Raw genomic sequence first — 11,471 nt, 5'->3', positions numbered from 1 at the left:
CGGTCCCATTCCGAACCCGGAAGTTAAGACCGCCATCGCCGAAAGTACTGCAGCGCAAGGCTGTGGGAGGATAGGACGTCGCGCTCGCGCAGGGCGCTCGGCGTATTCCGCGCGGGCCGCGGGGAGGGCCCCGGAGCCGTAACAGGTTCCGGGGCCCTTTCGCGTTTGGGGGGATGGGCGCGATGCTGCGCGCACCGCGCCGGGAAGGCCGCGAACGTGAGAAGGAGGAGTGTGCGCATGCTGCAAGCGAGGACGGCTCGGTCGGACGAGTTCGATCGCGTCATGGCGTTCTACACCAGAATGATCGACGAGATGCGCGGCACGGATTTCGACGTGCGTTGGAAGCACGGAGAGCATCCGTCACCCGCGTTCTTGCGCGCATCGGTCGATGCGGGCGAGGCGTATCTTGTCGAGGCTCCTGAAGACGGCGCGATCGCTTCCGCCATGGTGCTGAACGGGAGCGGGGCTTCAGGTTACGAGAACGTTCCGTGGCGCGTATCCGCCGACCTGAGCGAGGTCTCGGTGATCCATGTGCTGGCTACCCTGCCCGCGTACCATGGGCGAGGATGCGCCCGCGCTTTGCTGAACGGCGGTATAGCCGCCGCGCGGGCGCACGGGAAGAAGGCCCTGCGCTTGGATACGTTTGCGGATAACGAACGATCTCATCGGCTGTACGAATCATGCGGGTTTCAGAAAGTGGGAATCCATGACCTTTTCTATGACGACTTGGGTACGGTAGGGTTCGTTCTGTACGAACTTGCGCTGTAGTGCGCTCGATTGAACTCTGCTACCTCCAATTGCGCGTTGTTGCCGCGGGGCCGGCTTTGCGGGAGAATGGTCTGCGTGTATACCATGAAAGCGTGGGAGGGCGTCTCTCGGCTAGGCTCGCAGCCTGATCGCGGAAGGCAACGGAGATGAAAAAACTCGGGTCGATCATTCTTGCATGCGCCTTTGCGTGCGCATTGACGGCGATGGGCGCAGGGCTTGCGTTTGCAGATGAATCGCCCGATCGTGCTCCTTTGCGCGTGCTGTTTCCTCAAGTTGAAGGATTCTCCATGACGGACGAGGACGGCTCTCATCGCGGGCTGGTTGTTGACTATCTGAATGAAATCGCGAAGTACACCGGCTGGGAATACGAGTACGTGACCGTTTCGGACGATTTCGCATTAAGCAACTTTACGTCGGGCGAGTACGATCTTTTAGGCGGCACGTACTACGTTGCTGCGGCTGCGTCGCGGATAGCCTATCCTGAATACAGCTGCGGCCCTTCGAAATCGGTGCTGTTCTCGCGATGGGATGACGGAAGTATTCGCGGATACGATTATGCCGATTTGAACGGCAAAACGATTGCCGTGTCGGCTCGAGCTACAGAAAACGTACGGCGGTTAGAAGGCTTTCTGGCTACGGAGAATATCGACTGTACGATTAAGAAGTACACGATTGATGAGTTCGTCGACGGGTCCCTGGAGTACCTGCTTGATAGCGGGGAGGTCGACTTGCTATTAGGAAACGCCGTTGACAATACGGGTGCTTATCGCCCTGCTGCGATTTTTGATGGGCAGCCTCATTATTTGGTGACGACCCCCGAAAACCAAGACGTGCTAGATGGTCTGAACTGGGCCCTGGAGCATATTATGGAGGCGAATCCTAACTTCGCGGAAGAGGCGTACGCTAGAAACTTTCCCGACGCAGATATCAACATGTATCGCGTTAACCATCAAGAGCGCCTGTACGTAGAGAAAAAGAAATCGATAAGAGTGGCGCTTCCTTGCGACTATAGCCCTTTGAGCGTAGGCGGCAACTCGGAGGACGGTCGGGTTGGTGGCGTGGTCTATCGATTCCTCGATAGGATCGAGGCGTTTTCCGGCTTGAACGTTGATTGCCTGTACGTCGAATCGTACAGTGCTGCCCTTGACGCGCTGCGCAGCGGCCAGGTGGATATGCTGGGCTTTTTCTTGGGCGACGAAGACGATGCGGCACAAGCCGGCTTGGCTCTGTCCTCCTCGTATGCGACGTTCAGCAATCTGGTTGCTCGCAACAAGCTTGTTGCGTATCCTTCTGAGAATTTGCGCTATGTCGCGCTTGAGGGTACGCAGATTCCCAGCGATGTGCCGACGGGGGATGTGCGCTACGTCAAGAGCGAGCACGAAGCGCTTAATATGGTGGATAAGGGTCAGGCTGACGTTGTGTTCGGTTTGTCCGTTCAAATCGAGGGCGCGATGCAGCAGGGGGTGTACTCCAACGTCGTCCCGGTCTCTTTAACGGGCAGCGCAACCGATATCTGTTTCGCACTGCCGCGTCCGGCAGATCCCGATCTTCTGACTATCGTGAACAAGAGCCTTAACAGCATGTCCGTCAACGAAAAGGCGGCGGCGGTTGAGGAGAACCGAATAACTGCGGGGTACGGTACCCTTACGCTGGTTGACTACTTGAGTGCAAATCCAATGCTGGTTGCCGGCCTGGCTGCCGTGACGGTGCTTCTGATTCTGGCTATTGCCGTTGGCGTAACGCGATCGAGGGTGCGTGCGGCCGATATGCGCGTTGAGGCCGAGCGGGTGGCTGCGGAGGGCCGTGCAAAAAGCGAGTTTCTTTCTCGAATGAGCCATGAGATACGAACTCCTATGAATGCCGTTGTGGGCATCACCGATGTTCTGGATATGCAGAAAGACGATCCGGAAGCCTTGCGCAAGAACATAGCGCGACTTCGAGCGTCGTCGGACTATTTACTGAGTTTGCTCAACGACGTTCTTGATACCAGTCGTGTGGAGAACGGCATGATGGATATTGCCTACGAGCCCTTTTCATTGACGGAAAACGTTGCCGAACTTCAGGATATGATGCAAGCGCAAGCTGATGCCCGGATCATCGATTTGCAGGTGGTAACGAAGGTTTCTCATGAAGGCGTCGTGGGCGATTCTCTGAGATTGAAGCAGGTGCTTTCGAACCTGTTGTCGAATGCCATCAAGTTCACGCCCGAGGGCGGCGTCGTGAGGCTTGTCGTTGAGGAGACGGGTTTCGACGGGGAGCGGGCGACGTTCTTTTTCGGCGTTGCTGACAGCGGCGTGGGCATTTCCCCTGAAGATCAGAGGCGCATATTCAACGCTTTCGCCCAAGTGGGCTCAGCTGCTTCGAAGAGCCAAGGGACTGGTCTCGGTCTGCCGCTTTGCCAGAGCTTAGTGCGTCTTATGGGCGGTGAACTGCAGGTTCGCAGCGAACTTGGTTCAGGAAGCGAGTTCAGCTTCTCCCTTGTCTTTGCAATGGGAGATCCTGAACCCAGGCGGGATCGTTCAGTGGATCGGGAGCTATTCAAGGGATTCCATATTCTGCTTGTGGAGGATGGGGCGGTAAACGCAGCTATCACGACGAATGTGCTGGAGTTGCATGGTGCTCGGGTGACCTGGGCGATTGACGGCCGGCAGGCGGTAGACCTGTTTGCTGCAAGTCGGCTCGGCGAGTTCGATGCCGTGCTCATGGATATGAGGATGCCCGTTATGGACGGCGTGGAAGCCACGCGTGCCATTCGGCTTCTGCCTCGGTCCGATGCGCGTGAAATCCCCATTGTTGCGATGACGGCAAATGCGTTCAAAGAGAGCGAGGACGCGGCGCGTGACGCGGGGATGAACGAGTTCGTTACCAAGCCTTTGGATATCGACGAGCTGTTCGACGTGCTGGGTCGTTTGCTGAAAAGATAGCTTTCGGCAGGAGCGCGGCGGGGTTCAAGCGCAGGCTTGCTTGCGCGATTCCGCGGCCGCGCTAAGAGAGCGCGTTGATGTTCGCTCGCGCCGTCCGGTAGCTTTCAAGCGCCGCCAGGGCCAGATCGTCGGCATCGTGCAGATGATTCGCCCGTATTGCTTGTACTAGGGCATCGCATCGCGTGCTGAGGGATGCGAGCCCCAAGTTCGCAGCCGTTCCTTTCACGGCGTGAGCGATGCTTTCCGCAGCTTCGTAGTCTTTCGCGCGCATCGCTTCGGGAAGCTTCTCAAGGGTGTCCTCCCGAACGAACACCTCAAGCATGGACATGAGCAGGTTCACATTGCCGCAAAACCGCTTGAGGGTGGTTTCGACGTCGATGCCCAGTGTTTCGAGTTGTTGAAGCCGATTATCCATAAAGTGCCTCAGGCTTTCTGCTTCAGGGCGTTTTTCGCGGTTTCGCGCACTGCGAGTGCCAAGAATTCATCTTTCGGTATGGGCTGCGCGTACAGGTATCCTTGCACGAGGTCGCATCCGACGCTTTCGAGCAGCGATGCCTGGTCGCGGGTTTCCACGCCTTCCGCGATAACCGGGAGGCCGAGGGATTTTGCCATGGGAACTATAGCTCGCAAGATGCTTTCTTCGCGGGCGCGGTTCCTGCTTTCCCCGCCGAGGAAGCGCATATCGAGCTTGATCATGTCGATAGGAACGTCGCGGAGCATGCTCAACGACGAATACCCCGTTCCGAAATCGTCCATGAGCACGGTGAATCCGAATCGCTGCAGTTTTCCCATTGCCTGCAGCAATTGCGGAAGGTTGTCGGCGTACGCGCTTTCGGTGATTTCCAGTCGCAATCGCGAGGGCGGAAGTTTATACCGTTTTACCAGGTCGACAAGATTGTCGCAGAGGTGCGGGTCGTAGAATTCCAGACGCGATATGTTGACCGACAGGGGGACCGAGGCAATCCCGCTGCTTTCCATGGAAGCGAGAAAGCAGCAGACTTCTTCTCGGATGTGGCTATCGAGGCGGACGATGAAGCCGCTGTTCTCGAAAAAGGGAAGAAACTGTCCCGGCGGGATAAGGCCTTTGTCGGGATGGCGCCAGCGGACGAGGGCCTCGCCGCCGACAAGAGCGCCCGAGGCAAGGTTGAAAATGGGCTGGATGAACGGTTCGAACTCCCTCTTTTCGAGCGCACGTTCCCCTTCGGCTTTCATTGTGTGCTTTGCGATGAGCGACTGGTGCATGTTGGAGTCGTACAGGGCGAATCGGGTGTTGTAATTTCCTTTGATGGAACGCAGCGCAAGCGTCGCGCGGTCGCACATGATGTCGACCGGCATCGTGCGGTCCGTTATTTCGTACATGCCGAAGTAAAGCACGATCTCGTGTTCCGCTTCCGCGTTGGCGAGGGCAAGTTCTAGCTGCGTTGCCAGATTGTCGCTCAGGGCCATATCTTTGGGCAGGCATAGCGCGAAATGATCCGCCTCCATGCGTCCGTATACGCCGCGATCTCGTATGGTCTTGTCGAGACATTGCGCGATGGCCTTCAGAACCTCGTCGCCTCGGGTGCTGCCGTGCAGCTCGTTGAATATCTTGAAACGTTCGATATCGAATTGCACGATGGCGAACGCTTCATGGGGGCGGGACTTGAGCAGTTCGGCGGTTTTGCGGCAGAACGCAGCACGGTTGTACAAGCCCGTGAGGCCGTCGTGTTCTGCCGCGTAAAGGAGCTCTTGCGCGCGATGGGCGGCAAGGAGCTCGGTTTCGCGCAGCGCTGCTTGCAGCTGCTCCCGTTCAAGCACGTGCTTCGTGACGATGTTGTCGACGCGTCGGCGGGCGACGGTCGTGTTGAAGGGCTTCGCTATGAAGTCATCTGCGCCGCGCAAAAGCGCCGGCTCCTCGTGAGCCGATTCGCCGGTTTCCACGATGATGGGTATATCTGAAAGCGACGGGTCGGCCTTCATCGCGTCGATGAGCGCAAATCCGTTCATGCCTTTCATGTCTATGTCGAGTACGACGACGTCGACCTTGCGTTCGGCCATGGCGGCGAGAGCTTCCTGCCCACTGGTTGCTTCCAGGATGGAGTACGATTCGGCGAACATATTGGCCAAAAGCGTGCGATCGATTCTGGAGTCGTCGACAATGAGCATGGAGCAGAGGGCGTCCATGTAGCGTGCTCCTTTCCAATGCGCGGCGCCGCTTGCGATTGCGTTGCGCGGCGCGCAAAACGCAAGCATATTGTATTGCTCGGCGGCGGCGCTTGCAATGACGTATGGTTGCGGGGAGACTCCGGCTTTTGGCTGCGGGGAGGGGCGGCCGAGCTTGGCATGTGGACGCGAATTGGCACCTACGACGCTGCGGAGGGGTTTCGAGGGCTTGCTTGCGCGTGGTTCACGGATAAAAGGCCTGGTCGTAATTCAAGATGCGGCCAACAGGGAGGTTCGGACTCACCGAAAATTGTCACGGGTGCCGATTCGCGCCCAAACCTACGGCTTCGGCCGTAATTCCGAGGTTCGAAAACTTCTTGAAACATTTCGCCGTTAATTTGAATAAGGCAAGATGAAGGCGCGTTTTCCCCTGCGGCCGTGCTATCGTATGCGGATGACTCAACGGGGGTGTGGCGGATTGCGCGCAGGGGAAGGGCCACGCCTTGAATGCGACAAGTTAGGAGCGCACGCCGATGGCGATGATTTCGGATATCTATGGCTCGATGGTGTTCAACGAGCATACGATGCAGGAGCGATTGCCTTCCGCAACGTACAAAAGCCTGCTCAAGACCATCAAAGAGGGCAAGCCGCTCGAAATCGAGGTTGCGAACGTCGTGGCTCACGCCATGAAGGAATGGGCTATGGAGAAGGGCGCTACGCACTTCACGCATTGGTTCCAGCCTCTTTCGGGCATTACGTCGGAGAAGCACGACAGCTTCCTCGACCCGTGCAGCGACGGGCGCGCCATCATGAGCTTTTCTGGAAAAGAGCTGATCCAGGGCGAGCCGGACGCATCGAGCTTCCCTTCCGGCGGTTTGCGCGCCACGTTCGAAGCGCGCGGCTACACGGCCTGGGATCCCACGTCCTACGCCTTCATCAAGGACGAGGTTCTATGCATTCCCACGGCGTTTTGCAGCTACACGGGCGAGGCGCTTGACAAGAAAACCCCGCTGCTGCGTTCGATGAGCGCCATCGACGAGCAGGCGAATCGCGTGCTGGCCCTGTTCGGCGAGCCGCACGAGCGCGTGGTGCCCACCGTGGGTTCCGAGCAGGAGTACTTCCTTATTTCCGAGAAAGACTACGCGAAGCGCCAGGACCTCATCATGTGCGGGCGCACGCTGTTCGGCTATGCGCCGCTGAAGGGGCAGGAGCTGGAAGAGCATTACTTCGGCGCCATTCGCCCTTCGGTCAACGAGTTCATGAAAGAGCTCGACAACGAGCTGTGGGCTTTGGGCGTGTCGGCGCGCACGAAGCACAACGAGGTGGCCCCCGCTCAGCATGAACTGGCTCCCATCTTCACCAACGCGAACCGGGCGATCGACGAAAACCTGCTGACCATGGAGAAGATGCGCCTTCTGGCCAGCCACTACGGTCTTGTATGCCTGCAGCACGAGAAGCCGTTTGCGGGCATCAACGGGTCGGGCAAGCACAACAACTGGTCGCTTTCCAAGGGCAAGACGAACCTGCTCGAGCCCGGGGAAAGCCCCATGGACAACCTGCGCTTCCTGGTGTTTTTGACGGGCGTCATCCAGGCGGTCGACGATTACCAGGAATTGCTGCGCATGTCGGTGGCGTCGGCGGGCAACGATCATCGCCTGGGGGCGGATGAGGCTCCCCCGGCCATCATCTCCATTTTCTTGGGCGACGAGCTGGACGCCATCGTGGATGCGCTCGTTGACGGGCATGAGTACACGAATGCGGAAAAAGTGGCCATGGACCTGGGCGTTGCTGTACTGCCGAACTTCCTCAAGGACAACACCGACCGCAACCGCACCAGCCCCTTCGCGTTTACGGGCAACAAGTTCGAGTTCCGCATGCCCGGCTCTGCGGTGAACCTGTCCGATTGCAACATGATCCTCAACACGGCCATGGCGAAAAGCCTCAAGGAATTCGCCGACGCCATGGAGGGCAAGTCGGGCGAAGAGTTCGAGGCGGCGGCTATCGCGTACGTGAAGAAGACGCTCGCGAAGCACCAGCGCATTATCTTCAACGGGAACGGGTACTCCGAGGAATGGCAGGTCGAGGCCGAGCGTCGCGGGCTGGCGAACTACAAGACCACCGTCGACGCGCTTCCGTGCTTCGTCGATCCGAAGAGCATCGCGTTGTTCGAAGAGTTCGGCGTGCTGTCGGAGATTGAGGTTCGCAGCCGCTACGAGGTGAAGCTGGAGAAGTACACCAAGCTGCTGAACATCGAGGTGCGTACGATGAAGCGCATGGTGCGCCGTGCGTTCTTGCCAGCTATCAACGCGTATGCGGCCGAGATTGCCGACAGCATCACGGCGTTCAAAACGGCGGCTCCTGGCGCCGAGACCAGCCAGCAGGAAACGTTGCTGCATAAGTTGCTGGGCGGCATCAAGGAGATCGACACGCATCTGCAGAAGCTTGACTCGATGCATCACGCTGCACAGAAGATGGAGAACGAGCAGGAAAAGGCGAACGTGTACGCCCACGAGATCGTTCCCGTCATGGAAGCTTTGCGCGCGGCTGTGGACAGCATGGAGATACTGGTGGATCGCGATATGTGGCCAGTTCCCACGTACAACGACATTCTGTTCTACGTGTAAGGAAACGAGCAGCGCCCCGATTCGCAAAACGAATCGGGGCGCTTTTTTGTCCTGCGACTTTCGGGGGCTGGCGCTCTGCATCGGCTTAGGCTTGCTGCGCGTCCTTCGCCGCTTCGCGCGCATCTTCCAGCTCTTGCGTGCCTTGGTTCAGCAGCACCACGCCGCCGACGACCAGCGCAATGCCCACGCACGTGATTACGTTGAAGGGATCGCCCCAGGCGATAATGCCGATGGCGGCCGTCAGCACGGTGCCCACGCCGCCCCAGATGCCGTACACGAGGCCGAGCGGCAGGTGCTTCAACGTGAACGTGAGCAGCGTAAACGACACGAGATAGCCCGCAAGGATCAGCGCGGTGAACAGCGGCACGGAAAACCCTTCCGACAGCTTCATCATGGTAGTGCCGAACACTTCGAGGATGATGGACACGCTGAGCAGCGCATAGGGATGTACACGGCCCATGTTACACTCCCATCTTCAAAACGACCACGCCGGCGATGATGGCTATAAGGCCCACGATCTTCTTCGCGTTGAAGCCCTCATGCCAGAACACGGTGCCCACCACGGCAGTGAGCGCAATGCCGAGACCGGTCCATACCGCGTAGGCGAAACCGAGCGGTAGTTGCTCGAGTGTTTGCGCGATCAGGTAAAACGCAACGATGTATCCAATGACGATGCCAATAATGGGCGCTTTTCGCGTGAAGCCGTTCGAGAGCTTCATCATGGAGTCGGCAAACACCTCGAAGATGACGGCGATGCCGAGCAGCACGTAGGGCGACATGATTCCTCCTATTCGCTTGGCTCCGATTGGCCAAGTTCTGATATCCTAAAGTATCCCCTAAGGGGAGAGTCAATTGCTTTATATGCAGAATGCAGAGGAGCGCCATGAGAAACGACCTGCTGTCTATCGGCGAAGTGGCCCACCTCAAGGGCGTGGGCGTGAAGGCGCTGCGCTATTACGAGCGCATTGGCGTTTTGCGCCCCGCGTACGTGAACCCCGATACCGGCTATCGCTACTATGCGCTGCGTCAGATGAACGAACTGGACGTGATCGTGTCGTGCGTGCAGCTGGGCGTGCCGCTGAAAGAGCTGGCCGACTACGTGTCCGACTGCGGCGCGATGGATATATCGTCCCTGTTGGAGCGCGCGTACATTTTGGCAAAGGAAAAGCTGCGCGACACGCAGGCCATTCTGCTGGAATTGGACGGGTATCGTCGCGAGATTGCCGTACAGCATGCGTTGCGCACCTCGCCGGCCCCGTACGAGCGCGTGCTGGGAAAGCGCACGTTTTTGGCGATGCCCTGGGGCCACGCTGCGTTCGATGCGAAGCGCTATACGAGGGCTATGTCCGAGCTGTACGGCGAAACGAAGCGCGCATCCATGGCGCCGTTGTTCTTGCAGGGCATGATTTGCCTTCCGGGCGATGGCGGGAAGGAGGGGGCCGAGGCGCCGGAGCCGTCCTGGTACGTTGCGCTTGAGGTGCAGGCACTGCCGGGAGAAGAGCTGGCCGCGCCGCCGCAGGAGCGCGGCATGCGCCTGCTTGCGCTGCCGGGCGGCACGTTTTGCGGCCGGCGGGTCGAGCGCGAAACGTTCGAATTGTGCTATCGCGAGGTTTTCAAGGAGGCGCGAACTGCATCCGGTATCGACACTCTGCTGGCGTTCGAGATTTGGGATGCCGAGTTGAGGACCGACCGCACTATCGTCGAGGTTTTGAGAGGCTAGTTCCTATCGGTTGCCAGCGGCCGGTTCCGTTCTGCCTCCGGTTTCAGGGGGGGGCTGGGCGCGTTTCGGCGGTGCTCTTGATGCTCTTGGGCGCAGCGCGGGAGCGCGGAAAGCGCGGAGGTGCCGCCCGGCTGCTTTGGGCGGCGACGCGCTCGGTTTGCCTTTTCTGTCCCTTTCGTCGAATCGGCGGCCCTTTGCCGGAACCGGTGCGTTCGCTTTAGCGCATTGGAGTACAATAAACGCGGTAGCTTAGACGAAATCTGCACGTCAAACCGTATGGACTCGCCCTTTTGCCCATTGCGGTCAAACCGCAGCGGTGTGACCATTGCAGACGGTAACGGTTCCGGTGTCAGCGAGAAGGGATGAATATGGCAGGCATCACAGAAGTCGAGTACATTTGGAAAAACGGGGAGCTGGTCCCCTGGGCGGATGCCACGACGCACATCCTGTCCCATTCGCTGCATTACGGCTCCGGCGTGTTCGAGGGCATTCGCTGCTATCAGAACCCCGACACCAAGAAGAGCTACGTATTCCGCCTGCGCGACCACATGGAGCGCCTGCATCGCAGCTGCAAAATTGCCTGCATCGATCTGCCGTACACGGTTGACGAGTTGTGCGATGCTACGCTTGAAGTGATCCGCGCGAACAAGCTTGAGAAGTGCTACATCCGCCCCATCGTGTATCGTGGCTACGGCGTGATGGGCGTCGACCCGACCGGATCGACGACCGACGTGGCCATCGCTTGCTGGCCGTGGGACAGCTACTTGGGCGCCGATGCGCTCGAGCAGGGCGTGGCCGTGGGCGTGTCGTCTTGGCGCCAGCGCTCCAACAACGCCATTCCTCCTGCGGTGAAGAGCACCGCTTCCTACATGAACTCCATCCTGGCGAAGCTGGAGGCCAAGGAGCACGGCTATGCCGAGGCCATCATGCTGAACGAGGCGGGATTGGTGTGCGAGGGAACGGGCGAGAACCTGTTCATTGTCCGCGACGGTATCCTGTCGACGCCGCCGCTGTCCGACGGCCTGCTGGAGGGCATCACGCGCGACACGGTGTTGTGCTTGGCCGATGACCTGGAGATTCCCGCTATCGAGGAGAGCCTGACGCGCGCCGATCTCTACGTGGCCGACGAGGTGTTCATGACCGGCTCCGCCGCCGAGCTTACGCCGATCGGATCTGTGGATGGCCGCACCGTGGGCAAGCCCGGGCAGGTTACGCGCGCTTTGCAGGAGCGCTTCTTCGACGTTGTCTATGGCAACATCGAAGAGTATGCCGAATGGGTAGCGGAAGTATAGC

At 59.0% G+C, this 11,471-nt stretch carries 9 protein-coding genes and 1 rRNA gene; 6 read left to right on the top strand and 4 right to left on the bottom strand.

Features of this window, described 5'->3' with window-relative positions; all coding sequences use genetic code 11:
• The 3 genes from rrf to ACTQZK_RS10070 all read left to right on the top strand — a co-directional run.
• Window positions 1-87, top strand: a 5S ribosomal RNA gene (rrf, locus tag ACTQZK_RS10080); the annotation flags it as partial.
• Between the two features lie 150 nt (window positions 88-237).
• A complete protein-coding gene (locus tag ACTQZK_RS10075) occupies window positions 238-768 on the top strand; it encodes a GNAT family N-acetyltransferase (protein ID WP_441899578.1) in 531 nt (176 codons plus the stop codon).
• Window positions 769-914: 146 nt separating this feature from the next.
• The gene (locus ACTQZK_RS10070) at window positions 915-3,692 is read left to right on the top strand and encodes an ATP-binding protein (protein ID WP_441899576.1); all 2,778 of its coding nucleotides are present in this window, start codon (window positions 915-917) and stop codon (window positions 3,690-3,692) included.
• A 61-nt stretch (window positions 3,693-3,753) separates the two neighbouring features.
• Here the strand turns inward: ACTQZK_RS10070 and ACTQZK_RS10065 are convergent, their stop codons facing one another.
• Both ACTQZK_RS10065 and ACTQZK_RS10060 read right to left on the bottom strand, forming a co-directional pair.
• Window positions 3,754-4,107 (bottom strand): Hpt domain-containing protein, encoded by a 354-nt coding sequence (locus ACTQZK_RS10065; RefSeq protein WP_441899574.1) that lies wholly within the window; start codon window positions 4,105-4,107, stop codon window positions 3,754-3,756.
• 8 nt (window positions 4,108-4,115) lie between these two features.
• Window positions 4,116-5,855, bottom strand: coding sequence for a putative bifunctional diguanylate cyclase/phosphodiesterase (locus ACTQZK_RS10060; protein WP_441899572.1), 1,740 nt, complete (start codon window positions 5,853-5,855; stop codon window positions 4,116-4,118).
• 512 nt (window positions 5,856-6,367) lie between these two features.
• Between ACTQZK_RS10060 and ACTQZK_RS10055 the strand changes: the two genes are divergently transcribed.
• Window positions 6,368-8,458, top strand: coding sequence for a glutamine synthetase III family protein (locus ACTQZK_RS10055; protein ID WP_114566142.1), 2,091 nt, complete (start codon window positions 6,368-6,370; stop codon window positions 8,456-8,458).
• An 85-nt stretch (window positions 8,459-8,543) separates the two neighbouring features.
• Here the strand turns inward: ACTQZK_RS10055 and ACTQZK_RS10050 are convergent, their stop codons facing one another.
• Both ACTQZK_RS10050 and ACTQZK_RS10045 read right to left on the bottom strand, forming a co-directional pair.
• Window positions 8,544-8,918, bottom strand: coding sequence for a DMT family transporter (locus ACTQZK_RS10050; protein WP_441899570.1), 375 nt, complete (start codon window positions 8,916-8,918; stop codon window positions 8,544-8,546).
• Between the two features lies 1 nt (window position 8,919).
• Window positions 8,920-9,237 (bottom strand): DMT family transporter, encoded by a 318-nt coding sequence (locus ACTQZK_RS10045; RefSeq protein ID WP_441899568.1) that lies wholly within the window; start codon window positions 9,235-9,237, stop codon window positions 8,920-8,922.
• A gap of 104 nt (window positions 9,238-9,341) precedes the next feature.
• Between ACTQZK_RS10045 and ACTQZK_RS10040 the strand changes: the two genes are divergently transcribed.
• Complete coding sequence (locus ACTQZK_RS10040; protein ID WP_441899566.1) at window positions 9,342-10,178, top strand: MerR family transcriptional regulator; 837 nt, start codon at window positions 9,342-9,344, stop codon at window positions 10,176-10,178.
• A gap of 368 nt (window positions 10,179-10,546) precedes the next feature.
• Window positions 10,547-11,470, top strand: a complete 924-nt coding sequence (locus ACTQZK_RS10035; RefSeq protein WP_114566146.1) for a branched-chain amino acid transaminase — start codon at window positions 10,547-10,549, stop codon at window positions 11,468-11,470.
• The last annotated feature ends 1 nt before the right edge of the window (window position 11,471 follow it).

The sequence above is a fragment of the Paraeggerthella sp. LCP19S3_G8 genome (assembly GCF_052119225.1).
GTDB classification, from domain to species: domain Bacteria; phylum Actinomycetota; class Coriobacteriia; order Coriobacteriales; family Eggerthellaceae; genus Paraeggerthella; species Paraeggerthella hominis.
The sequence above is the reverse complement of the archived record's forward strand: the minus strand, read 5'-3'. Positions and strand labels throughout refer to the sequence as shown.